Below are 24,898 nucleotides of genomic sequence, written 5' to 3'. Positions count from 1 at the left end.
TTATCTCCTCCCACGTTTTGAGCTACCAGCTTCCCCTTCTATCGCATCAAAACCCTGTTTAAGGCTATAATCCGTTCCCATCGGTAATACCGGGAATGATCATAACAATGAATGTGGGGTAACAGTTTGAAACCGGTCAAAGTAGGTATCTGTGGACTTGGCACTGTCGGTGGCGGCACTTTCAATGTCCTTCAACGTAACGCCAGCAGTATTGCTGCCCGGGCCGGTCGACCTGTAATTATTGAGCAGGTTGGCGCCCGCCGTGATAACCCTGACTGCGACACCGGGAACATCAGCGTTACCCGGGATATTTTTGAAGTCGCTCACAACCCTGACATTGATATTCTTGTAGAAACCATTGGTGGCTATGACGTTGCCAAAGAGTTGATTCTGACAGCAATCGAGCAGGGAAAACATGTTGTCACCGCCAACAAGGCTCTGATTGCCGAGCATGGGAATGAAATTTTCGAGGCTGCCCGCGAAAAAAACGTCATTGTCGCCTATGAGGCCGCGGTTGCTGGTGGTATTCCCATCATTAAGTGTCTGAGGGAAGGCTTGTCGGCGAACAGTATCAGCTGGCTGGCGGGCATTATTAATGGAACTGGTAACTACATCCTGACCGAAATGGGCGACCACAATCGTCCTTTTGACGATGTTCTGAAAGAAGCACAGGCACTGGGTTACGCAGAAGCAGACCCAACATTTGATGTAGAAGGCATTGATGCCTGCCATAAACTGACCATCATGGCTTCTATCGCCTTTGGTATTCCTCTTCAGTTCAATAAAGCCTATACCGAAGGAATCAGCAAAATTACCCCAAGCGACATCCAATATGCTGCCTCTCTTGGCTTTAGAATCAAACACCTCGGGGTTGCCCGCAAGACAACCAGTGGAATTGAGCTGAGAGTACACCCGACACTGATTCCATCCGACCGCCCACTGGCCAACATTAATGGCGTTATGAACTCTGTTGTGGTTCAGGGTGATGCCGTAGGCCAGACCATGTACAGCGGTCCAGGGGCTGGCGCTGAACCCACGGCATCTTCTGTCATCGCCGATATCATCGATATTGCCAGAACTCTTGATACCCCAGATGCCGCCGTTAATGCACTGGGCTTCTCCGCAGAAAGCCTGAGCGACTCCCTGTCAGTATTACCAATTACTGAGACTGAATGCAGTTTCTATCTTCGTATCCATGCCGACGATCACCCGGGTGTCATGAATGCTGTTACCCAGGTATTGAGTAGCCACGGCATTAATATCGATGCCATTACCCAGAAAGTCACTCGTGAAGATGATGGATGTGCAGATATTGTTATTCTCACACACCGTATTCTCGAAGGTACCATGGACAAGGCCATCTCCGAACTCGAAGCGTTGGAGGATATTAAATATCCCATTACCCGAATTCGTGTTGAAACCATGGCCTGAAGCTATTCACCCGCTCGCTTACCTTTTTATGGGTAAGCGGTGCTGTCAGAGGAATCTGGCACAGTAATAAACAGATATACGGAATTCCCAGTGAAATACATCAGTACCCGAGGACAGGGACAAACCAAAGACTTTCAGGATGTTCTGCTGGCTGGGCTGGCGGATGACGGCGGTCTATACGTACCTGAAACCCTGCCACAGTTCAGCGCTGAGAAAATTCGTGCCCTTAAGGGGCTCCCCTACAATCAGCTGGCCTTTGAAGTCATTCAACCGTTTGTCGGTGGTACCATTGAAGACGACAAACTCAGGCAGATGATTGATGACAGTTATGCCGAGTTCAGCCATCAGGCTGTTGCACCTCTGCAACAACTCGGTGCCAACCAGTGGGTCATGGAGCTTTTCCATGGCCCAACACTGGCCTTCAAGGACTTTGCACTGCAGCTTCTCGGTCGCCTTCTGGATCACACCCTGACTGAGCGCAATGAAAAAGCGATTGTACTGGGTGCAACTTCCGGTGATACAGGTTCAGCAGCCATAGAAGGCTGTCGTCATAGCGAACACCTGGAAATATTCATTCTTCACCCCTATCAACGTGTATCAGAGGTTCAGCGTCGCCAGATGACGACGGTTCTGGACAGTAATGTTCACAACATCGCCATACAAGGCAACTTTGATGACTGTCAGGATATGGTGAAAAGGTGTTTTTCCGACCAGTCGTTCCTGCCAGAAAACACCCGCCTTGTTGCTGTTAACTCCATTAACTGGGCCAGAATCATGGCTCAGATCGTGTACTACTTCCATGCCGCTCTGGCCCTTGGTGCTCCCGATCAACCTGTCAGCTTTTCAGTGCCTACTGGAAATTTTGGTGATATTTTCGCAGGCTATATCGCCCGGGGAATGGGCCTACCGGTAGAAAAGCTTATTGTTGCCACCAACAACAATGACATTCTCCACCGTTTCTTCCAGAGCAATGACTACCGCAAGGAAGAACTGCACCAGACACTGTCGCCCAGCATGGACATCATGGTTTCCAGTAACTTTGAGCGGTTGCTCTTTGATATGCATAACCGTAATGGCAATGCCATGACAGAGTTAATGTCCGTTTTCCAGAAAACAGGGAATATCCGCGTTGATGATCGGGCATGGCAGGCCATCAAGGAACTGTTTGACAGCAGCCGATCTGATGACCAGCAGGTCTGCGACACCATCAGTGCTCTTTATGATAATACCGGTTATCTGGCAGACCCCCATACAGCAACCGGTATCCGGGCAACTGAAGAAATTGAGCTGGCCAGAAAAACTCCAGTGATTACACTGGCAACCGCACATCCAGTCAAGTTCCCTGATGCGGTGATCAAAGCGGGGCTGGATGCTCCAGCGCTGCCAGCCCACATGTCAGATCTGCTTGATCGGGAAGAGCGCTACGAGATTCTTGAAAACGATCTCGCCGCACTCAAGACGTTCATTCAGAATAACTGAGACAGTTAGCCATCATCCTGTTTAAGGCAGGGTGATGGCTACACTTCACTTTGCATCGCGCTGTGTTAATCTGAACGTCTCTCTTTCTGCTGCCAGCTGTTTTCATTCCTATGCCAGTAAACATAATCCACCGCTCATATGACCTTTCTGCCTGCCATTTCACACCCGATACAGACCCGCTACTGGCACGAATTTATAGCGCAAGAGGCATAACATCAGCGAGTGATCTTCCAAGACAACTCCAACAGCTAAACGACTATAGACAGCTTAAAGATATCGATGAAGCCGCTGAAATACTGGCTGATGCCATTATCCAGAAACAACGCATGTTAATCGTTGGAGACTTTGATTGCGACGGTGCCACCAGCAGTGCTCTGGGTGTTTTAGCTTTAAGAAGTATGGGCGGCCATGCTGAGTTCCTGGTACCCAATCGCTTTGAGTATGGCTATGGTCTGACCCCTGAAATTGTTGAAGCGGCGCTTCCTTTTCAACCAGATGTACTAATCACTGTTGATAATGGCATTTCCAGTATAACGGGTGTTCAGGCGGCAAAAAGCAAAGGTATGAAAGTCGTGGTTACTGATCATCATCTGGCAGGTCGGGAGTTACCAGAAGCTGATGCGATTGTTAACCCTAACCAGCCAGAATGTTCTTTTCCTGGAAAAAATACTGCCGGTGTGGGTGTGATTTTCTATCTGATGTGCGCCTTGAGAACCTTATTACGATCAAGGGGGTATTTTACGAATAAAACAGAACCCAATCTGGCTGAACTGCTCGACCTTGTGGCACTGGGCACCGTGGCTGACGTGGTCAAACTGGACAGCAATAATCGCATACTGGTGTATCAGGGACTTGCCCGCATACGATCCGGACGATGCCGCCCCGGTATTACAGCACTGATTGATGTATCGGGTCGAAATGCTGAAAAGCTGGTGGCTTCAGACCTTGGCTTTGCTCTTGGCCCCAGACTTAATGCTGCTGGTCGCCTCGATGATATGTCTATTGGTATCGAACTGCTCCTTTGCGATGATATGAACCGCGCCCGCGAGCTGGCTTTTGAACTGGATGGGCTAAACCGCGACCGGAAAGCCATTGAGGGTAATATGCAAAGCCAGGCTATGGCAGAGCTGGAGAAAATCCAGTTTGATAAGCAAACAGAGCTACCATGGGGAGTCAGCCTGTTTCAGGAAAACTGGCATCAGGGTGTGGTTGGAATTCTGGCTTCCCGAGTAAAAGAGAGACTAAATCGTCCAGTTATCGCGTTTGCTGAAGCCGATAACCCGGTGGGAGAGCCTGAACTCAAGGGTTCCGCCAGGTCTATTCAAGGACTGCATATGCGCGATGCCTTAGACAGTATCGCCCGTGAAAATCCTGACCTGATTATTAAATTTGGTGGTCATGCAATGGCTGCCGGCCTTTCTATAAAAAAATCAAATTTTAGTGCATTTCAAGAGGCCTTTGACGTTGAGGTGAGAAAGCAGTTAACAGCTGATGATCTTCAGGCAGAAATACATACTGACGGTGAGCTGATGCCTGACCAGATGACCATGGTCACTGCATATAACCTCAGAGAGGGTGGCCCCTGGGGGCAAAATTTCCCTGAACCCAGCTTTGATGGAAAATTCCAGATTGTTCAGCAAAAACTGGTTGGAGAGAAACACCTGAAAATGGTACTCAAAATACCGGGCAGTGAACTCTGGCTAGATGCTATTGCCTTTAATATCGACAATAGAGTGTGGCCAAATCCCAATGTGCGGCAAATCAAAGCGGTATATAAGCTGGATATCAATGAGTTTCGTGGCCAGCATAATCTGCAACTGATGGTTGAGCACTTTGAACCAATGTGAATTAAGTGATCTTAAGCTGACAAGACCCGACTATTAGACCAGACTGATCTATCAGGTTCTATTACTAGTCTACATTAAAGCCAGTAGCGATTTTGTTGCAAACTCAGTGTCCCAAAGAGCGTATAACAGTACCTTAATGGGTCACAGAGAATACTGGTAAGAACAAGAATGAGTTCACAAATGACAGCGTCCAGATTATTGATCCCTTTAATGATAATCATCTCCCTTTGTTTGCTGGTTCCGGGCTTAACACAACCCATGATAACCATGAAGGCAGATCTCAATCGTCAAGCGATGCTGAATGAGGGAAAAAAAGTCATTCAACAGCAGAACCTTCATCCTGCCATGGCGAGCATAGCCACGCAGTTCATTGGCAGCCTTGACGTTAAAGGAACCTCCAGAGTTTACGAAAAGAAACGATCCATTCTTGGTACTGCTGAAGATCTCTGGAAAAGTGGCTATCATCTGGTGGCATTACTGATTGTCTCTTTCAGCCTATTGGTTCCTATTTTAAAACTTGGCTTACTCTTTCTGGCGCATTTTCTGAAAAAAAACCACAAATTGCTAAAGCTGAACAGTTTATTAAGCAAATGGTCCATGGCGGATGTTTTTGCCATTGGCATATTAATCGCCTTTCTGGCAGCAAATTCGTCCGCTGTAGAAAATGCCATTCTACAATTTGATGCAGAACTCCACTCCGGCTTTTACTGGTTTGTTGCTTATTGTGTTATCAGCAACTTCTTCGGACAATTTATCGAAAGGGAACTAAAGACTCCCCCAACCCAATAGCTTTCTTCTCGAAGAGTTCAAGCTGTTCCAAAACACTCTCTTCACGCAGATCCAAAAGCCTGACCCCTAACCCAAGAAGCCTGACTGGACGCCCTTCCCGTTCCCAGGCTTTTACCACCAGCTGTGTAAAATGATCTTTCACGGTTTCACCAGTTGTCGGCAAACTTTCCTCAAGGGTGGTCTGGGTAAAATCTGCAAACTTCACCTTCACAACGTGCTTATGAACTTCATATTCATTTTCAATTCGCTTGTATCGTTTCTGAAGCTCTTCAAGCAATGGTCCGACTTGAGCTTTGACTTCATGGAGCCCTGAGAGATCGCTATCATAGGTATGTTCAACAGAGAGGGACTTCCTGCGTCGACGGGTCTGTACTTCTCGATCGTCCTGCCCCCGCGACAACTCCCACAATCGCTCACCAAAACTTCCAAACCAACGGCTTAGCTCAAGCACAGAATACTGACGTAACTGCCCACAGGTCTTAATGCCTTTTTTGTAAAGCTTCTCTGCAGTAACGCGTCCAACCCCATGAATTTTTTTCACGGGCAGATCGAAAATAAAGTTACTTACCTGGTCTGGAGTGATCACAAAAAGACCGTTAGGTTTATTCCAATCACTGGCAATTTTAGCCAGAAACTTATTTGGAGCCACGCCAGCTGAGACCGTCACATGCAGTTTTTGGAAAATCTGCTGCCGAATAGCTTCGGCAATTAATGTGGCACTGCCTCGACAAAGATCAGTTCCAGTAACGTCCAGGTAAGCCTCATCCAGGGATAAAGGTTCAATAAAATCAGTATATTGGCGAAAAATAGCGTGAGCCTGCAAAGACGCTTCACGATAGACAGGAAAGCGGGGAGGTATAATTTTAAGGTCTGGACACAGCCTCATTGCCTGTGCCGACGACATGGCTGAATGCACCCCAAATCTTCTGGCTTCGTAGTTACAAGTGGCAATAACTCCTCTGCGATCTGAAGCCCCCCCAACAGCAACAGGCTTCCCTGACAACCTCGGATTATCACGTATTTCAATACTGGCAAAGAAGGCGTCAAAATCAATATGTATGATTTTTCGTTGAATCACCTTTTGCTGAAGGTTGGCATTACTGTCCATCATGTTCCAAATAGCTCCGGGATAAACACTGTATATACATACAGAAAGATTTTGGCAAGCACTTCATTGCCTGTTCACCAGTACCCAGAAACTATCTTTTTGCAGCCGGGAAAGATCCAGTGCAACCCTGCTGTAGATACTCATTATCTGTTTTTGAAGCTGTGTTTAAAGCGATCATTATTTTGATAGTTTTCAACACCGCTTCCTGTAAACCAGGATAGCAAGGCAATCACAGCATCATGCAAACCACGATTTTCAATACGCCTATTATCAGTCAGGCCCTCTCTCTATTGGCAAAGCTGTTCCTAAAGTCCATGGGCTGGGAAATTCAAGGCAAAGCGCCCCGTTTGGCCAGGTACATTCTGGTAGGAGCCCCTCATACCAGTAACTGGGACTTTATCTATGGTATGGCGATTGGGCTGGCTACCGGTGTTCAGTGTTACTGGGTGGGGAAGCACACCCTGTTCTGGGGACCTTGTAACTGGGTTATGCGTTGGATGGGAGGCATTCCCCTCGATCGAAAAGGTCGATGCCGAAGAGGAAGCCTGGTAGAGCAAACTGTCTGCACCTTCAAATTACATCGAAAGCTTGGATTAGTGATCTGTCCCGAAGGAACACGCTCCAGGGGAGAGCGCTGGCATACTGGTTTTTATCACATGGCTAAAAATGCAGGGGTTCCTATCGTTCTGGCATTTTTAGATTTCAAAAACAAAGCAGGCGGTTTCGGACCTATTATTGAGCCAGGCGATGATATGGAAAAAGATTTATCCGAAATCCAAGCGTTCTACGCAGATATCCATGGAAAATACCCGGAGGATTTTAGTCCCGTCACCCAGAAATGCCTTCAAAGAAAGAGGGACTGCTCTCATAAGCCATACTTGCATAAAACATGATGCGCATGCCTCGCTTTGAGATAGGCTATTATCCCACCCCGACAAGCATAAACCGCCTTTAAGCAGGCGTTCAGGTTTGAGACAAAACAGATTGAAACTGATCAATCGACTGTTTGCAAAATCTACAAGCGCTTCCTGAAAGAGCAACAACCCTATCTTTCAGATCTTTGCCATTCATATCCTGGAATGGCGCAATGTAGTCACGCATTATCTCGTTATAAGTACTGGTCATCAGCCACTTATCCCTTTTTTCCACCCATTCGAAATTATCGTTACGAAAGGCGGAGTAGATCTCGATACCTTCATATACCATCAGTCCTGCCCAAGCTACGGTAGGTATCACTCCCGCTACCGAGGTGACTACATAGAAGCCAATGAGCGGAAAAACACGATCCGTAATCGGGTTTATGAACAAAGAAAGTGTTACTTGACAAACCTTTATCGTCCAGTCGGCAAAACTCTTCGGGCACCCCAAAAGATAGGAAGCCGCCATCCCAACCGGAGCAGTCACTATACTTACAGAGAGTCCGATTAGTGCAGTACCAACTGCGGCTACGGAGAATTGCAGCCAACACCCAACTTTGGACGATAATTGAAATGGAGCGTTTTTTGGGCATATCGGTATCGGTAAATGCCACAAGAGCTGAGTGCACGCCTTTTTAAGGGGCGAGTTTTTTCGTTGATCATGCAAACTAACGCCATCGGCAATACGAACGCCATTTTTGTCAAGAGGCGGCTCATTTAACTGGTAATCGATGTCTACCTTTTCCTTTTGGCAGATGTTGGTCCATAGTTCTGTATGGCTACTAACTGGAGTCGTCATGTATTGCCCGATTATCAATCACTTACAATTAGTACGACCAGTTCATTATCAATTAGTTCCTGTATAAAGAGGTTTATTTACATATGCTTAAGTAATAGCTTCTGTGTCTTGCTCTTTATTCTTACAAATCAAACCAATTGACCAATCCACCTTATAGTGGCAAGCTCAAATAATGGATTACACAGTAATAATTGCAGATGACCATCCTTTATTCCGGACTGCTCTAAAGTCCTCAGTTGGTCATGCACTTCAGGAACCTATGATCTTGGAAGCCGGCTCAATTGCCGAGCTACAGGCACTGCTGGAAAAAAGCGCCTCCCCAGACCTTATCTTACTGGATTTGCATATGCCGGGAGCTCATGGCCTATCAGGACTGATCTTTCTGAGAGGACAATACCCCGACGTTCCTGTCGTTGTCGTATCAGCTTCTGATGACCAGCAGGTCATACAAAAAACAAAAAATCATGGTGCCAATGGCTTTATTCCAAAATCCACGCCATTGGAAGACCTCAAAACAGCCATCTTGAAAGTTCTGGAAGGTGAAAACTGGTGGCCTGTTAACTTCCAGCCTGCGGAATCCAAAGAAACCAGTGACATTGAAGCCCGGCTGGCAACCTTGACCCCCCAACAATTCAGGGTTCTCGGAATGATCAGTGAAGGTATGTTGAATAAACAAATCGCCTATGACCTGGAAGTTTCAGAAGCGACGATAAAGGCACACGTGACAGCTATTTTTAAGAAGCTGGGGGTTCGAAGCAGGACACAGGCAGTCATCGCCATTAAAGAGCTGGAAATTGAGATGCCTGGCCAAGACACAAAGGACCAGGATAGTCCAGACTAAACAGTCTCTGCCCTGTGGATTTCGGCTTCATAACGATTCAGGACTGCCCTCATCGCAGCGGGCTTCACGGGCTTTCTCAAATAGCTGATATTCAGCTCACGGCATTGTTGTCGTAAGTCATCCTGTTGATTAGCTGTGACCAGAACAGCACCGGCTTGATAACCTAACCTCTCACGAATACGCTCAATCAAGTCAATACCGTTGACTTGATCACCCATCTGATAATCAACCATTAATAAATCCGGTGTCATACCCTTAAGCGACTGGATTGCTTCCTGATGATTTTGAGCAGTCTCCACCCTGCACCCCCAACGAGTTAACAAGCCGGTCATACCTTTGATAATCTCCAGTTCATCATCAACACAAAGAATCTTTAATCCCATATCACCGTTTTCAGGATTATTAGAAATCACTCTGTTTTCCAAAACGCTTCGAGTTACCAAAGGCACCACTACGGAAAAAATAGCTCCTTCTCCGGGCGATGATGATAAGGAAATTTTTGCGCCAAGGATCTGGGCAATTCCTTTGGCTATAGAGAGCCCAAGGCCGAGCCCATTAACCGCCGTTGATAAGCGCTCAAATTCTGCAAAAATAAGCGCCTGTTTGTTTTGTGGTATGCCCTGTCCGTTATCCCTTACCTCAATTTTCAGCTGTTGATTTTTCATATAACGACAACACAACATTACTTTCCCAGGTCTATTGGTGTTTTCAACATAACGAAACGCATTGGTAAGAAAATTTTGTAAGATTCTTCGTAACTATTCAGCACCCTTCATATAAATCTGGAATTTTCTGATTTTTCGACCATCATCTTATACTCAATTTTTCTAACAAATCTCCAGTATGGAACCAGACTTCCCAGCTACTCCGTTTACCGAAGCTCTCCTTAAAGAGAATGAAGAGCTTCGGACCGAGAATGCGCTTTTACGGGAACGTTGCAGCGAACTGGAAGAAAGGGTTAATAAAAACAGTCAAAACAGTAGTAAGCCACCATCGTCAGATGGTTATCAAAAGCCCAGTAAAAAAGGGAGTGATAAAGGTGATACATCTTCCAAAGAAGCCCCCTGCTCCTCACAGGAAACACCGAACCCCAAAAGCCTTAGACCATCTTCAGGCAATAAACCAGGTGGCCAGAAAGGTCATCAAGGCTCTTGTTTGAGACGTGTCGCCTTACCCGATTATGTCAGGCATCTGAAGGTTGAAAAATGTTGCTGTTGCCAGTCTTCGCTTATCGATATTAAACCCACCAAATACATTGAGCGACAGGTTTTTGATCCAGGTAGACCCGGAGAATTTGAAGTTACCGCGTACTGGGCAGACGTTAAAGTATGTCCTTGTGGTAAACGGAACACCGCTGAGTTTCCCCAAGGAGTGAAAGCCGCTGCTCAATACGGAGAAGTGACTCAGGCAATGGCTGTTCATTTAAACCAGTATCACTTCATCCCATATCACCGGGTGTCTGAGTATTTCAATACTATTTATTGCATGAGTGTCAGCGCAGGCTCTGTTGCCAATTTTGTTGCCTATACCCATGAGAACCTGGCCTCTACTGAGCAGAGTATCCGCGATGCTTTACAAGAAAGTCCGGTTGCAGGAGCGGATGAAACTGGCATGCGGGTTGACGGTTCACTGTGGTGGTTACACATTATGCGAGATGACCAATGGACGCTTTACTACCTCTCAGAAAGGCGAGGTTGTGAAGCAATGGATGCAATGGGCATCCTGCTGACTTTTGCAGGCATTCTGGTTCACGATCATTGGAAGTCCTACTTTGCCTATGCGGCAGTGCATGTGCTTTGTAATGCCCATCATCTGAGAGAGCTTCAGGGAGTTGTCGATAGGGATGCGAATAAGCTGGCTCTGCGGCTGATGAAATTGCTTACGCTCTCCTGGCACTTCTGCAAGAAATACAAAGCAGCCGGTCTGACTCAAATGCCTGGTGCAATACAGCTTCGCATTGAGACGATATACGACCAAATCCTTCAAAGGGCTCTCACGAAGGAAACCGCTTATATGGAAAAACAACGACAGGTGCTTGGACGTAAGAAGGTCAGGAATACCAAGGCCTACAACCTGTTCAAAAGGCTTATTGAGTTTAAGGTTGAAACGTTGCGCTTCATGTCGGACTTTTCAATTCCCTTCGATAACAATGGCAGTGAACGTGATGCCAGGATGGCCAAACTTAAGCAGAAGATCTCAGGCTGCTTCAGAAGCGAAGACGGAGGTACCATGTTTACCCGAATCCGAAGCTATTTATCATCTGCTAAAAAGCAGGGGTTGAACATATTTCAGGCGCTTCTTAAAGCGGTTCGAAATTACAACAATACGCCTTTGCTGGGTGCTGAATAGTTACGATTCTTCTAAGCAGAACCGGATCGGTTTTTATCCATGCGTCTGATTTCACCACCCTGAATATCAGACCATCTTCCCTCGACAAAAGGGAAAACTCAGACTTCAAGGGTTCCAGAACATCCATTACCGGCAAATTCCGAAAATTTACTGCCATCTTTCCAGCTTCAATTCGTGACATGTCCAGTAAATCGGTCAATAAATGCTCGGCAGACCTCAATGAATTGCTGATATTTTTCGCCAGCTCTTCATGTACGCTTCCCTTTGCTTCCAGCTCCATGGAGGCAGTAAACAGTCGCGCCGCATTCATTGGTTGCATCAGGTCATGACTGATCGCGGCAAAAAAACGTGAGCGCAGATGATTCGCTTTCTCTGCCTGAGACTTTGCTCCCAATAGTTGCACATTTAACAAAGAAAGCTCTTTTGTCCGCTCCTGTACCCGGTGCTCCAGGCTTTCATTCACGTCTTTCAATGCATTTTCAACCTGACGGAACCCGGTAATATCCGTGAAGGTCATGACAAAGCCACCCCCAGGCATCGGATTTCCCTGAATCTGGATCACCCTGCCATCCTGTCGTCGCCTTTCTGAACGATGAGCCGTCCCATTCCTCATATAGGACAGTCGTTTATTGACGTGATGATCGACTTCCCCTGCCCCACAGAGCCCATTTAAAGCATTATGCCGAATCATATCAGCGATGGGGCGACCTACCTTAATCAAGCCATTTGGGTAATCAAACAACTCCAGGTACTGTTGATTCCAGGCAACTAACTCCAGGTTACGATCAACAACACTGACCCCCATACTGATATGCTCAATTGCTCCCTGGAGCAGTTCCCGGTTGAACTGAAACACTTCAGAGGCCTCGTCCACCATGGCCTGAACCTCTTCAAGCCCGACATTCCCATGAACAAGCGACTTCATAACAATACGGGCCGATGATGCCCCCAGTGTTCCTGCCAGCAACCGCTCAATCGCTGCCACCAGCTGAGGCTCTGCCTGTTGATTACTCTCCAGCGCTCCAAAAAGAAGTCCTCTGTCTCCGGACTCAAAGCTCTGAATAACACCATGCACCCGGTTTTTACTGACAAAACGGGTGGCCAGCTGTTCAAGCTCTCCTACCTTAATGGCGGCATCCAGAAAAACACCGTCCTCAGAAAGGACCGCATCAACGAACTTACGGGACTGCCTTCTCTCCTCAATACCAGGCCTCAGATAGAGACACCCGCATAAATAAATAAACGTATTCAGGGATAACGCGACCAGAGTCGCTCCTGTGACCGTATCAGTCATATTAAGGCCAAAAAGACTCCCCGGCTTTAGCCACTCATAACCAAAAACTCCGTACTGAACAATACCAGAGTCCAGCCATGAGACTTCAACCAGTACTGGTACCACCAGACAGAAAAGCCAGACTGTGAAACCCACGAGTAAACCACCAGCGGCTGCTTTAGAATTGCTTTCTTTGATGTAAAGGCTACCGAGCAACACCGGTGCAAGTTGAGCAACGGCCGAAAATGACATCTGACCAATAGCTGCCAGAGACCCCGAACCTTCAAGCAGCCGATAAACAACCCATGACATCATTAATAAAATAACAATCGTCGTACGCCTTACCGTCAGCAGAAGCCCACTGAACCGGTAAAAGTCATTGCTATCCCTATAGCTGTGATTATTTCTGCGCAGCAGTAGTGGCATTAAAATTTCATTGGATACCATGGTTGTCAAAGCAAGTGTTGCAACAATCACCATGCTGATGGCAGCAGATACGCCCCCCAGAAAAGCCAGCACAGCCATTGGCAAGCTACCCATTAGCTTTGGCAGTTCAATCAAATAGGCATCGCCGGGCACATCACTGCCCAATAGTTGATTGCCGGCCAGCGCCAGTGGAACCACAAACAGAGCCAGCAATACCAGATAGGTAGGGAAAAGCCATCGAGCCTTATAGAAATCCTCAATGCTGCTGTTTTCAACGACTGTGACATGAAACTGTCGGGGCAAACACAGTATGGCCGTCATAGCCATTACCGTAGGCATGAAAACACTATCAAACCAGCTGAAATCTGCATTCCGGCTACCCTGCTGAATGATGCCATCAAGATGAATATGATCCAGGGCAGCCCACGTGACCCAGCCTCCAACCAACAGAAATACAGAGAGTTTGACCAGAGACTCAAAGGCAATTGCCGTCATAATGCCATTCTGATGCTCGGTAGCATCCAGCTTTCGAGTACCAAACATAATGACAAAAACAGTCAGGGTTACGGTAATGGCTAATGCCAGATCTTCACGGGACCATCGGCCAGGCCCAAGACTGTCATTTGTTAGCTGAGCAAAGCCCATTACAATGGCTTTTAGCTGCAGCGCTATATAGGGGAGCACGCCAATGACCAGAATTAGGGTCACCAGAATCGCCATAAAGTGGGAACGACCATGACGGGAAGCGATAAAGTCAGCAATAGAAGTAATGTTCTCCCGCTTACTGACAGTGATCAGCTTAACCAGCAGTTTCCAGAAAAGAACAAAAACCAGGATGGGACCAAGGTAGATTGGAATAAATGACCATAGGTTTTCACTGGCCTGCCCAACTGCGCCGAAAAAAGTCCAGGAAGTACAGTAAACCGCCAGAGAAAGGCTGTAAATCAACGGCTGCCAACGTTTCCTGAAAGTAGCCCCCCGATAATCACCAAACCAGGCGGCAACAAACAGACAGGCAACGTACACCGTTGCAATAAGGGCCAGTATCCATCCAGACATAGCTATTATTCTTATGAGTCATATTTCAGCAGCCAAAGCAGAGTTTTCTGTGGCTTGTTTCAGCGAAATATACACCTGATCCAATGGTATGTCGCCCCTGATACACATCAGTCAGGAGACTGATACTACCGGTAGTATTCGAAATAATGATAGGGTTATTATTTAGACAAGCCCAGAACGGATACTTTTCTGATACAGGTTAAGACCAAAGTCTAATACCAGAAATCCCCATAAATCCTAAACTGAGAACACGTTAATAAATGCGTCCACAGTCGTTTTTTTCGAGCAATTGCTCAAACTGAAAAATATAAAAAGAACCGCCCTGAGTCATTTTGAACTAAATTAGGACTTTCGCATTGACAGGCAGCTGTAAAAATTGCTAGATCAGCAAAAAATAGCGGATGTCGTCGTGCGTAGAAAGATAACAAGACCTACAACAGCTGGGTGTGATTTGCCGAAATATACAGGGTTTCTATTGTGTGAGCCGAAATCAGCAACCTGTACTCGCCTTAGTGAGATCGGAGATATGTCACACCACAGCGTTAACCGTTTTCTACAACGTGAAGACTTTGCTCCCAATGACCTTTTCATGGAAGTAGCCGCAAGGCTGATTCTTGATGGGGGCACGCTATCGGTTGATGATACGGTGCTGGATAAGCCGTACAGTAACTACACGGCATTCATCGGCTATCATTACTCGGGCAAGCATCATAAAGCCGTCAAGGGCATTAATCTCATAACGCTCTATTACACCGATATCAAAGGCTATAGCCTTCCTGTCAATTTCCGTATCTATGACTCTGCGGACGGAAAGTCCAAAAATGATTATTTTCTCGAGATGCTGAAAGAAGTACTTGTATGGGGCTTACGACCTGCATTTGTTACGGGGGATTCCTGGTATAGCAGTGCCGCAAACCTGAAGACTGTGAAAAACAACGGTCTGGGTTTTATGTTTGCCGTTAAAAGCAACCGTACTGTTTCTATCCAAAAGGGTGACTACCAACAAGTGCAGAGCCTGGAGATTCCTGAAGAGGGAATAACCGTTTGGCTACGTAATTTTGGTTCTGTGCGTTTGTACCGGACGCGGCTAAAAAACGAGCTGCGCCATTACGTCGTCTACACACCCCATGCTGGATCAGAGGTATCACCACAGGTAGGCTTTAATGAACTTCACCTGCACCATTGGGCGATCGAAGAGTATCACCGGGCGCTGAAACAACTCTGCAGTATTGAGCGCTTTCAGGTGAGAGGAAAGCAGCAGGTCAGGAACCATATTTTTGCCTCTATCTTTGGGTATGCCTGCCTTCAGGCCAAGAAAGTATCTGAATCTCTCAGTAGCATCTATCGCGTTAAGAATGATGCGCTCAAGGATGCTATTTGGGACTTCATTAAGAGCTTCTCTGATGGTAAAGACTGGCTGAGACCATCTTTTATCAGAGCTGTCAATGCGTAAGTTCTATAAATAACAATAACAAAACTAAGGGAAGTGATATGTCTGACACCTCCGTTTATCCAGTAAAGTCCGCTGTTCTTGAAAACACACTGGTTAACAACGACCAGTACCTGGAAATGTATCAGCAATCCATCATCAACCCTGAAGGCTTTTGGCGCGAACACGGCCAGCGCATCGACTGGTTCCAGCCTTTCTCCAAAGTGAGAAAAGTCTCTTTTGATGACCACTTCGTCAGTATCAATTGGTTTTATGATGGTACCACCAATGCTTCCCACAACTGCCTTGACCGGCATCTGGAAGAGAGAGGTGACCAGCTGGCCATTATCTGGGAACCGGATGACGAAGGTGAAGCAAGAAAGGTGACCTACCGGGAACTGCACGAGCTTGTCTGCCGTTTTGCCAATGCATTAAAGAGTCAGGGAGTCCGCAAAGGTGATGTTGTCGCGATCTATATGCCGATGGTCATCGAAGCCACCGTTGCTATGCTGGCCTGTAGTCGTATAGGCGCAATTCACTCTGTGGTGTTTGGTGGATTTTCACCGGAAGCACTGGCAGGAAGAATCATTGACTCCAAAGCAAAGATTGTTGTTACCGCAGATGAAGGGGTTCGAGGTGGGCGCACGGTGCCTCTCAAAACAAACGTCGATGAGGCACTGACACACCCTGACACACACACCATTGAGAAAGTCATTGTTCTCAAGCACACAGGTGCCGATATCGCCTGGCATCGTCACCGTGATGTCTGGTGGCAGGAGTTAACAGCACTCACTTCACCACACTGCGAAGCCAGGGAGATGAATGCCGAGGACCCACTCTTTATCCTCTACACTTCAGGATCTACCGGGAAGCCAAAAGGCGTCATGCATACCACAGGTGGCTATCTGGTATACGCATCCATGACCCATCAGTATGTATTTGACTATAAACCCGGCGAAGTATTCTGGTGTAATGCTGACGTTGGCTGGATTACCGGACATTCATACGTTACCTATGGCCCTTTATTGAATGGCGCAACGATTGTGATGCATGAAGGTTTACCCAATTATCCGGAAACCAATCGCATCAGCAAAATCATTGATAAACACGGTGTGAATATTCTGTACATCGCACCTACGGCTATCCGTGCATTAATGGCAGAGGGTGATGCCGCAGTCAAAGATACTCATCGCAATTCGCTGAGACTGTTAGGCTCGGTAGGTGAGCCTATTAACCCCGAGGCTTGGAGCTGGTACTACTCAACAATTGGCGAAGAGCGCTGCCCTATCGTCGACACCTGGTGGCAGACCGAAACCGGTGCTGCCATGCTGACTCCACTTCCAGGAGCCACTGACCTTAAGCCCGGTTCTGCAACACGGCCGTTCTTTGGTGTTCAGCCAGCCCTGGTGGATAACATGGGTCGCCTTATCCATGGTCCCGGAGAGGGCAATCTGGTCATTCTGGATAGCTGGCCTGGACAAGCCAGAACCGTCTATGGAGATCACGAACGTTTTGTACAGACCTACTTCTCATCTTTTAAAGGTATGTATACAACCGGTGACGGAGCTCGAAGGGATGATGATGGCTACTACTGGATCACCGGTCGTGTGGATGATGTCATCAATGTTTCAGGCCACCGTATGGGCACGGCAGAAATAGAATCAGCAATGGTCGCTCATCAGCAGGTAGCCGAAGCCGCGGTTGTTGGCTTCCCACACGATATCAAGGGCCAGGGTATCTATGTTTATGTCACACTCAATAGTGGGATAGACACCAGTGAAGACCTGAAAAAGAACCTGAAGGACTGGGTGCGAAAAGAAATAGGGCCTATTGCTACCCCCGATATTATTCAGTGGGCCCCGGGACTGCCCAAAACCCGGTCAGGAAAAATTATGAGGCGAATTCTTCGTAAGATAGCCGCTGATGAATACGAAAACCTGGGAGACACTTCAACTCTGGCGGACCCTGAAGTAGTGAATCAATTAATCGCTAATAAAGCAGTAGCCAGTTAGTAACTGTCAATTGTCGTGCGGTATTCCTTCTATAGCCAATACCGCACGTACTTCTACTCTCCCCCCTGTCACAGCAGGTAATCCTTGACATTATAACCAGCGTCCCTATAATTCGCCTCTCTTTCGACGCGGGATGGAGCAGCCTGGTAGCTCGTCGGGCTCATAACCCGAAGGTCGTCGGTTCGAATCCGGCTCCCGCAACCACTTTTAAAGCAGTTGATGTTCCCTTCTTTTTTAAAGGGATCGGCTGAACAGTTTTGTCGCGGGATGGAGCAGTCTGGTAGCTCGTCGGGCTCATAACCCGAAGGTCGTTGGTTCGAATCCGGCTCCCGCAACCACTTTTAAAGCAGTTGATGTTCCCTTCTTTTTTAAAGGGATCGGCTGAACAGTTTTGTCGCGGGATGGAGCAGTCTGGTAGCTCGTCGGGCTCATAACCCGAAGGTCGTTGGTTCGAATCCGGCTCCCGCAACCACTTTTAAAGCAGTTGATGTTCCCTTCTTTTTTAAAGGGATCGGCTGAACAGTTTTGTCGCGGGATGGAGCAGTCTGGTAGCTCGTCGGGCTCATAACCCGAAGGTCGTTGGTTCGAATCCGGCTCCCGCAACCACTTTTAAAGCAGTTGATGTTCCCTTCTTTTTTAAAGGGATCGGCTGAACAGTTTTGTCGCGGGATGGAGCAGTCTGGTAGCTCGTCGGGCTCATAACCCGAAGGTCGTTGGTTCGAATCCGGCTCCCGCAACCACTTTTAAAGCAGTTGATGCTCCCTTCTTTTTTAAAGGGATCGGCTGAACAGTTTTGTCGCGGGATGGAGCAGTCTGGTAGCTCGTCGGGCTCATAACCCGAAGGTCGTTGGTTCGAATCCGGCTCCCGCAACCACTTTTAAAGCAGTTGATGTTCCCTTCTTTTTTAAAGGGATCGGCTGAACAGTTTTTTCGCGGGATGGAGCAGTCTGGTAGCTCGTCGGGCTCATAACCCGAAGGTCGTTGGTTCGAATCCGGCTCCCGCAACCACCTTATCTATATATTCAAAACCTCATAAATACCCATCATTCAACACGATGCCCCTTCTTCATCAGTTAAAAGAGCGCTTGTTGTTGAAGGTGGTGGCATGCGTGGAATCTTCACCGCTGGCATTTTGGATGCTTTTCTTGATAAAAGAGTCAGAGCTTTCGATGGATACTATGGCGTATCTTCTGGCGCCCTGAACCACAGTTCATTTATTGCGGGCCAACGTGGTCGTAATCTGGATATCTATACCAATCTATGCCTTGACTCAGATTTTATCAGCATTTTGCGTCACATCAGAGGCGGGAATCTATTTGATCTGGACTGGTTTTTCCAGAAACTCTCACAGCAAAACACGTTAAATTTTGCCCGTTTCAGAAAAAGGCTGAATACTCAACGCTTTACCGTTGTCAGCACATGCATTGATACCGGAAAACCTGTTTATCACAGCATAGACAGCAACACTCCAAATGAGGTTATCAACGACACATTGAAGGCAAGCAGTGCCTTACCCATGATTTATCGAAAGCCGGTATTGATTAACAACCATGCCTTGACCGATGGCAGCTTATCAGACCCCCTGCCAATACAAAAAGCTATTGATGACGGTCATACTCAGATCGTTGTACTTAGAACCAGACAAGCAAACTTTCGTAAACGATCTACGACCGGATCAAGGGTTTATGCCTGGCAAAATCGCCAAATGCCAGCAGTATCAATGCTAATAAAAGATCAGAATATTATTTACAATCAGGCGGCGGACTTTGCTGAATCTATTTCACAAAGCACAAGTGTACAGCTCATTCATATCTCTCCACTGAAGCCACTGAATACCTCCAGAGGAACAAGGCATAGAAGCCACCTTGTTTCTGACTACCACAGTGGCTACTCCATTGGCTACAGCCTTGCTGAACAGCTGGAATAGAGCTCCACTTCAACCCAGCATCATTTCGCCATCAAATTTGTCTCACCAATCTTAACTATCTGCTAGATTAAAATTCTGTCGGCACAAGAGCCTGTTTAAATATCTTAATGCGAACTGAAAACGGTGATAAAACAACCCTGTTATTCATTATTTCTCATTGTGTAGTGTGACTTTGCGCAGTAGAAAGCCAATATACAGAAGCTTTGTCTCTCAGTTTTAAATACCCGCAAAAGATCGTATACGGCCTTTAGCTGCAGACGCTTCACATTTACTTAATACCCCACTTTCTAATGAGGGTCTACCATGCCAAGACAGGTTCTCATCCCAGTTGCTGATGGCTCTGAAGACATTGAAGTTGTGACTATCATAGACACTCTCAGGAGAGCGGGAGCTCAAGTTACTGTTGCCAGCTGCCTTCCAGATGGAAGTCAAACCATCACCGCTTCACAAAAAACACAGATCACAGCAGATGTACATATAGAAGCCTGCACAGGAAATCAGTTCCATCTGATCGTCCTCCCAGGAGGAATGCCCGGTGCAGAGAACCTTAAGAACTGCAAACCACTCATAGCACTACTTCATGATCAGCAAAAGGCTGGAAAATGGTATGCTGCCATATGTGCCTCCCCTGCCGTAGTTCTTGCTCACCACGGTTTACTGGATAACGTACACTCAACCTGCTATCCCAGCTTTATGGATCAAATGGAAGGGGCCTTACCACACCCTGGAAACGGCATAGTAGTGGACGATAAAAAAAGGGTAATAACAGCCCAAGGCCCAGGAAATGCTATGGGCTTTTCATTCAAATTAATTGACGCCCTCTATGGAAAAGACGCTTTTCGGCCGATAGCTAAACAGATGATTGCAGACTGGGCCTTGTAACCCCTTTCCAGCAAAATACCAATCACAACAGCGATGTTAATTGAACACAGTTGTACAAATGCGTATAGAATAGATATAAGGGTTTTCCGTAACTTCAGGGAAGCCCAGTGCATTAACCCACGAGGTATGAAAAATGGAAAGCTTTATCCTGATTGTGGCTAGCATTTTTGCACTGTATTACCTGAGTCAAAAACAGGACATCATGGCAAACAAGATGTTTGGTCATGAATTCAATCGCTTCGAGAGGATTTACCAGAACGTCACATACTCTTGTCAAAATTCCACCATCGTCAGAAAACAACTAGTCAGTGGAATGCCTCTACCGTTCGTCCCATCAACTAGCTATTCTGTCAGAGCGTTATGTCTTACTGAAGACAAAAACTGGTTTTGGTTTGATGCCTCAATACGTCGCATGAAGCTTCATCGTACCAGTATAACTCCGACAAATTCCAAAGAAGCGTTTAACGCCTTGAAAGATGACCCTGAAATTTTACACCGCTATTTTTCTAACCATGACCAGCAGTCAGCTTAACTGACTGCTGCCCTGAAACATCTTGGATAACTTGAAATCAAAAAGACTGATCCAGCTTCAGGTACGGAATCGATAGTCTGCATATTTCGGCATGAGTTTTCCAACATAAAAAGTCAAGCTATTCCCTCCTCCTGCCTAAGGTCTTTTCGCAAGATTTTTCCAACAGGAGTCATGGGCAGCTCATCACGAAACTCACATACTTTTGGTACTTTGTACGCTGTCAGATAATCACGACACCAGTTTAATAACTCTTCCGCCGTAAGACTGGCATCAGACTTGATGACAAACAGCTTGACCTTCTCTCCCGAGCTTTCATCAGGAACACCAATAACTGCACAGTTAGCAACCTTTGGATGGCCAGATACAACATCCTCAATTTCATTAGGATATACATTAAAACCGGAAACCAGAATCATATCCTTAAGGCGATCAACAATCCGAACAAAGCCGTCTTCCTGAATCACAGCCACATCACCCGTCTTCAGCCACCCATCTGTACTTAGCACCTCAGCTGAAGCCTCAGCACGCTGCCAGTATCCAGGCATAACTTGCGGCCCCCGCACACAAAGCTCACCTGGCTCACCTACCGCTGTCTCATCACCATTATCATCTATAGTCTTCAGCTCTGTAGAAGGTATTGGCAAACCCGCAGTTCCTGGCTGCGACAAGTCACCGGCTGGATTCATACATACAGCTGGTGAACACTCAGTCAAGCCATAAGCCTCAGAGATGATACACCCTGTTTCTTTATGCCACCTTTGTGCTGTTGCCTCCTGAAGGGCCGTACCTCCCGAAAGTGTCAGCTTAAGACCCGAAAGGTCACATTCTTTAAAACGGGGATGGTTCAACAAACTGGCAAACAAAGTGTTCAAACCAATAAAGGCAGTAAAACGCCACGGTTTGATGAACTTGATGAACGTATTAGTATCCCTCGGGTTAGCAATCAAAATGCTGTGGTTACCCATAAAAGGCATACACATCAAATGAACAGTGAAGGCATATATGTGATAAAGAGGCAAAGGAGCTATAAGAATTTCCTGACCCGCTTTTAAAATTCTCTGTCCTTGGTCATCCACTTGAGACAGCATTTCTTTGGACTGAAGCATATTTGCTATCAAATTTCTATTGGTCAAGATAGCCCCCTTCGCTACACCGGTAGTACCACCTGTATATTGAAGCACTGCCGGATCCGACAGTTTTCCTTCTGGAACAGGCTTATAATCAGAGGCGCTCACCGACCTAAGAGCATTAAGGAGAGGGACAGCTCCAGGCAATGCATATTTCGGTACCATCTTTTTTACATGTTTGACCAAAAAATTAACAACCTGCCGCTTTGGCGCTGGAAGCATATCCGCAAGCCGAGTAACAAAAAGGTGTTGTATTTCTGTCTGACCAACAACCTCCTCTACGAGATGCCCAAAGTTTTCAAGAAATACCAGTGCTTTTGCCCCCGAATCCTTAAACTGATGCAGCATTTCCCGTGCGGTATAAAGCGGATTAGTATTAACAATGACCAAACCGGCTCTCAACGCTCCATAAACGACAACTGGGTACTGCAAAAGGTTGGGCATCTGGATCGCGATTCGATCCCCCGGCTTCAGGTCGGTATTTTTCTGTAGATAAGCCGCAAACTGCCTACTCTGAAGATCAATATCCTCATAGGAGAGTGTATGGCCAATACCTGTAAACGCTGGGCGGGAGCTATTTTCATTCAAAAAAGCATTGATCACGGATAATGCACTGGAATATTCGTCAGGATTAATAACATTCCCAACACCAGCAGGTCTTTTACCATCCCAGAACGATGCATCCATAGCACTACGCCTCTTATTTTATGGTTATTGTTATCAGGGCTATTTTGCCTTTTTAAGCGATTCTACCCAACATTTTATCGATAGGCATCTAATAAGTGACGAATTTGCCGAATAATTATCATGCAATGTCTGGCAATGACGTTTTTTTTACCTTAATCTGTTTTTTAAGGATTATAATTTCGCTGGCAGTCAACAAGTCAAATGACACCAGCTACTACCACGGACAGAATCAACAGGATGTTGGCAATTTTAGCGATTATAAGCTCTGTCACATTACTTTCTGCCACAAACTGGCAGGGGGTATCTAATGACTGAATTTTATCTCAAAATACTTTCTGGCAATCACATTGGTGCTGAGATTCCTCTTGAGCCAGGGCGCTACTCCTTAGGCAAGAATGATAGCTGCGACCTGATTCTTACCGATGAAAGCCTGAATGACATTGAGCTTATCATAGAGATCTTTGATGATGGGCAGATAAAAATTCAATCCAGTACTGCAGACACGCCGCTATATCTAAATGGTGGGCCTGCTGGCTCCAATATTAGCTACAAACATTTTGATATTGTGGCATCTAACAATCTTTTTATGGCATTAGGTCCTTCAGACGCAGATTGGCCTGAACTAACACTGCCCGATGCAAGCCCACCAACCAGAAGTAATACTGTCCCAAATGATGATAATGAGCAGCTTCCTGAAGCTAACGAAACAGAATTATCAGCAACAGACTTTGGCGAAGAAATATCAGATGATCTCGAGCTTGGTGAAGATGATGATGAGTTCGACGAAGAACCCTTTTCAAGCAATATTAATAAAAAATGGCTTGCAGCAATCCCAATAGCACTTGTTTTAGTCATAGCTATTTTAAGCCTCATAGTTTCAAACACAGATACACGAGTCCAAAAAGTAACCAGAATCCCCGGCATTCTTGAAATATCTACAACAGTAAAGAACAAGCTCGGACTCAAAGACATAACCCTCAAACAACTGCCTGACAAAGCACTGCTGGTTTCCGGCTATACACAAACCCTTCAAGATAAGCTTGAACTTCAAAAACTCCTCAGAAAGCAAGGCATTCCTTTTAACTCGCAAATAGTGGTAATGAATGAAATGCGAGATAATGCAGAAATGCTGCTGCGAAACCGGGGATACAACGAACTGGAGCTTGAACTGGATAACACACCAGGGTCCCTTGTATTGATTGGTTACGTTGCGACCTCTGATGAGCTTGAAAAAATCATTAGGATGCTTAAGCAGGAAATTTATGGGCTTGTCTCAGTAGTTGATCAGGTAGAAAACCAGATAGGCAGAGTAAACACCCTCAAGTCCATGCTTCGAGAAAAAGGGCTTATCCCCAGAATTCATGTAGTCGTTCGAGACCAGACAATTATTTTAAAAGGTCATTTATTGGACGAAGGACAAGTTTATGACCTTCAAACCGTTGTAACAAAATTTCAAAAAAAATACGCCAATAAACCATCCATCGAACTAGCAACCAAATATTCAGGAGGCACGCTAACCAATAGCCAATCACCATTATCACTAAATATTCGTGGTATCAGCATGGGCAAGGTGCCTTATGTCATACTGATAGATGGTTCCAAATACCTAATAGGAGCAAAACTCTCCAATGGGTATATAATTGAAGATATTAACCTTGAGTATCTTTTATTAACTAACGGAACTGACAGAATCAAATACCGTCTTGGAGGGAACCGTGACGGACAAAACAACAAACGATGAAAAAATTCATCTATCGACAATCGAAGAGCAATTGATCGATGACAAAACCGGTACCTATCGGGATCAGCTGCTTGGTCAACTATTTTCTGAAGCCACTCGCCTCAAAGGTTTAAAGGATCAAGGCGCTGCTCCAGAAGATTTTTCAAAGATTGACAGCCTACTGACAGCAGTCGTAGCGGCTATGGAGGTTGTCGACAAGAGCTGGAAGCAGCATCACGGTCAATCAAAAGCCTGAGAAGGAAC

The 24,898-nt window shown here is 46.3% G+C and carries 19 protein-coding genes and 7 tRNA genes; 21 read left to right on the top strand and 5 right to left on the bottom strand.

All coding sequences use genetic code 11. From position 1 onward, the window contains the following. Positions 1–126 precede the first annotated feature (126 nt). The 4 genes from ACOCLE_RS06550 to ACOCLE_RS06535 all read left to right on the top strand — a co-directional run bounded on the left by ACOCLE_RS06550 (position 127) and on the right by ACOCLE_RS06535 (position 5,546). On the top strand, positions 127–1,431 hold the full coding sequence (locus ACOCLE_RS06550) for a homoserine dehydrogenase (protein ID WP_419536023.1): 1,305 nt from the start codon (positions 127–129) through the stop codon (positions 1,429–1,431). 90 nt (positions 1,432–1,521) lie between these two features. Then, positions 1,522–2,910, top strand: coding sequence for a threonine synthase (gene thrC / locus ACOCLE_RS06545; protein WP_419536022.1), 1,389 nt, complete (start codon positions 1,522–1,524; stop codon positions 2,908–2,910). A 110-nt stretch (positions 2,911–3,020) separates the two neighbouring features. Further along, complete coding sequence (recJ, locus tag ACOCLE_RS06540; protein WP_419536021.1) at positions 3,021–4,757, top strand: single-stranded-DNA-specific exonuclease RecJ; 1,737 nt, start codon at positions 3,021–3,023, stop codon at positions 4,755–4,757. A gap of 267 nt (positions 4,758–5,024) precedes the next feature. After that, the gene (locus ACOCLE_RS06535; RefSeq protein WP_419536020.1) at positions 5,025–5,546 is read left to right on the top strand and encodes a paraquat-inducible protein A; all 522 of its coding nucleotides are present in this window, start codon (positions 5,025–5,027) and stop codon (positions 5,544–5,546) included. Here ACOCLE_RS06535 and dinB read toward each other — a convergent pair. Further along, positions 5,509–6,657, bottom strand: coding sequence for a DNA polymerase IV (dinB, locus tag ACOCLE_RS06530; protein ID WP_419536019.1), 1,149 nt, complete (start codon positions 6,655–6,657; stop codon positions 5,509–5,511). The genes ACOCLE_RS06535 and dinB overlap by 38 nt on opposite strands. A 236-nt stretch (positions 6,658–6,893) precedes the next feature. Here dinB and ACOCLE_RS06525 point away from each other — a divergent pair, with 236 nt between their 5' ends. Then, entirely contained in the window at positions 6,894–7,547 is a 654-nt protein-coding gene (locus ACOCLE_RS06525; RefSeq protein ID WP_419536018.1) for a lysophospholipid acyltransferase family protein, read from the top strand. Positions 7,548–7,617: 70 nt separating this feature from the next. On the opposite strand, the gene ACOCLE_RS06520 is transcribed toward ACOCLE_RS06525, so the two are convergent. Continuing rightward, positions 7,618–8,370 (bottom strand): hypothetical protein, encoded by a 753-nt coding sequence (locus ACOCLE_RS06520; protein ID WP_419536017.1) that lies wholly within the window; start codon positions 8,368–8,370, stop codon positions 7,618–7,620. Positions 8,371–8,542: 172 nt separating this feature from the next. On the opposite strand from ACOCLE_RS06520, the gene ACOCLE_RS06515 reads away from it, so the two are divergent. Continuing rightward, on the top strand, positions 8,543–9,211 hold the full coding sequence (locus ACOCLE_RS06515) for a response regulator transcription factor (RefSeq protein WP_419536016.1): 669 nt from the start codon (positions 8,543–8,545) through the stop codon (positions 9,209–9,211). On the opposite strand, the gene ACOCLE_RS06510 is transcribed toward ACOCLE_RS06515, so the two are convergent. After that, positions 9,208–9,960, bottom strand: a complete 753-nt coding sequence (locus ACOCLE_RS06510) for a hybrid sensor histidine kinase/response regulator (RefSeq protein ID WP_419537162.1) — start codon at positions 9,958–9,960, stop codon at positions 9,208–9,210. The two genes, ACOCLE_RS06515 and ACOCLE_RS06510, sit on opposite strands and share 4 nt — an antisense overlap. Positions 9,961–10,054: 94 nt before the next feature. Here ACOCLE_RS06510 and tnpC point away from each other — a divergent pair, with 94 nt between their 5' ends. Continuing rightward, positions 10,055–11,560 (top strand): IS66 family transposase, encoded by a 1,506-nt coding sequence (gene tnpC, locus ACOCLE_RS06505; RefSeq protein WP_419532963.1) that lies wholly within the window; start codon positions 10,055–10,057, stop codon positions 11,558–11,560. On the opposite strand, the gene ACOCLE_RS06500 is transcribed toward tnpC, so the two are convergent. Beyond that, positions 11,511–14,318: a PAS-domain containing protein gene (locus tag ACOCLE_RS06500; RefSeq protein ID WP_419536015.1), complete on the bottom strand. Its 2,808-nt coding sequence runs from the start codon at positions 14,316–14,318 to the stop codon at positions 11,511–11,513. The genes tnpC and ACOCLE_RS06500 overlap by 50 nt on opposite strands. Before the next feature lie 409 nt (positions 14,319–14,727). On the opposite strand from ACOCLE_RS06500, the gene ACOCLE_RS06495 reads away from it, so the two are divergent. The 12 genes from ACOCLE_RS06495 to ACOCLE_RS06440 all read left to right on the top strand — a co-directional run bounded on the left by ACOCLE_RS06495 (position 14,728) and on the right by ACOCLE_RS06440 (position 21,100). Beyond that, positions 14,728–15,771: a transposase gene (locus ACOCLE_RS06495; protein WP_419533005.1), complete on the top strand. Its 1,044-nt coding sequence runs from the start codon at positions 14,728–14,730 to the stop codon at positions 15,769–15,771. Between the two features lie 38 nt (positions 15,772–15,809). Further along, complete coding sequence (gene acs, locus ACOCLE_RS06490; protein WP_419536014.1) at positions 15,810–17,759, top strand: acetate--CoA ligase; 1,950 nt, start codon at positions 15,810–15,812, stop codon at positions 17,757–17,759. A gap of 127 nt (positions 17,760–17,886) precedes the next feature. Then, a tRNA-Met gene (locus tag ACOCLE_RS06485) sits at positions 17,887–17,963 on the top strand. 57 nt (positions 17,964–18,020) lie between these two features. Next, positions 18,021–18,097: transfer RNA gene (locus ACOCLE_RS06480), tRNA-Met, on the top strand. Positions 18,098–18,154: 57 nt separating this feature from the next. Beyond that, a tRNA-Met gene (locus ACOCLE_RS06475) sits at positions 18,155–18,231 on the top strand. 57 nt (positions 18,232–18,288) lie between these two features. Then, positions 18,289–18,365: transfer RNA gene (locus ACOCLE_RS06470), tRNA-Met, on the top strand. A gap of 57 nt (positions 18,366–18,422) precedes the next feature. Further along, positions 18,423–18,499, top strand: a tRNA-Met gene (locus ACOCLE_RS06465). Positions 18,500–18,556: 57 nt separating this feature from the next. After that, positions 18,557–18,633 (top strand) — tRNA-Met (locus ACOCLE_RS06460). Positions 18,634–18,690: 57 nt separating this feature from the next. Further along, positions 18,691–18,767 (top strand) — tRNA-Met (locus ACOCLE_RS06455). Between the two features lie 97 nt (positions 18,768–18,864). Continuing rightward, complete coding sequence (locus ACOCLE_RS06450; RefSeq protein WP_419536013.1) at positions 18,865–19,686, top strand: patatin-like phospholipase family protein; 822 nt, start codon at positions 18,865–18,867, stop codon at positions 19,684–19,686. Between the two features lie 303 nt (positions 19,687–19,989). Further along, positions 19,990–20,568 carry a DJ-1 family glyoxalase III gene (locus ACOCLE_RS06445; protein WP_419536012.1) on the top strand — a complete coding sequence of 193 codons (579 nt, stop codon included), beginning with the start codon at positions 19,990–19,992 and terminating at the stop codon, positions 20,566–20,568. Positions 20,569–20,701: 133 nt separating this feature from the next. Next, positions 20,702–21,100, top strand: coding sequence for a hypothetical protein (locus tag ACOCLE_RS06440; RefSeq protein ID WP_419536011.1), 399 nt, complete (start codon positions 20,702–20,704; stop codon positions 21,098–21,100). 113 nt (positions 21,101–21,213) lie between these two features. On the opposite strand, the gene ACOCLE_RS06435 is transcribed toward ACOCLE_RS06440, so the two are convergent. Further along, positions 21,214–22,914: an AMP-binding protein gene (locus ACOCLE_RS06435; protein ID WP_419536010.1), complete on the bottom strand. Its 1,701-nt coding sequence runs from the start codon at positions 22,912–22,914 to the stop codon at positions 21,214–21,216. Positions 22,915–23,221: 307 nt separating this feature from the next. Between ACOCLE_RS06435 and sctD the strand changes: the two genes are divergently transcribed. Both sctD and ACOCLE_RS06425 read left to right on the top strand, forming a co-directional pair. Then, the gene (gene sctD / locus ACOCLE_RS06430; RefSeq protein ID WP_419536009.1) at positions 23,222–24,655 is read left to right on the top strand and encodes a type III secretion system inner membrane ring subunit SctD; all 1,434 of its coding nucleotides are present in this window, start codon (positions 23,222–23,224) and stop codon (positions 24,653–24,655) included. Further along, a complete protein-coding gene (locus ACOCLE_RS06425) occupies positions 24,630–24,890 on the top strand; it encodes an EscE/YscE/SsaE family type III secretion system needle protein co-chaperone (RefSeq protein WP_419536008.1) in 261 nt (86 codons plus the stop codon). The genes sctD and ACOCLE_RS06425 overlap by 26 nt, the downstream gene beginning before the upstream one ends. Positions 24,891–24,898: the final 8 nt, after the last annotated feature.

The sequence above is a fragment of the Endozoicomonas sp. genome (genome assembly GCF_965196975.1).
GTDB lineage: Bacteria > Pseudomonadota > Gammaproteobacteria > Pseudomonadales > Endozoicomonadaceae > Endozoicomonas.
Note: the sequence above shows the minus strand (reverse complement) of the source record. Positions and strands in the feature narration are given on the sequence as shown.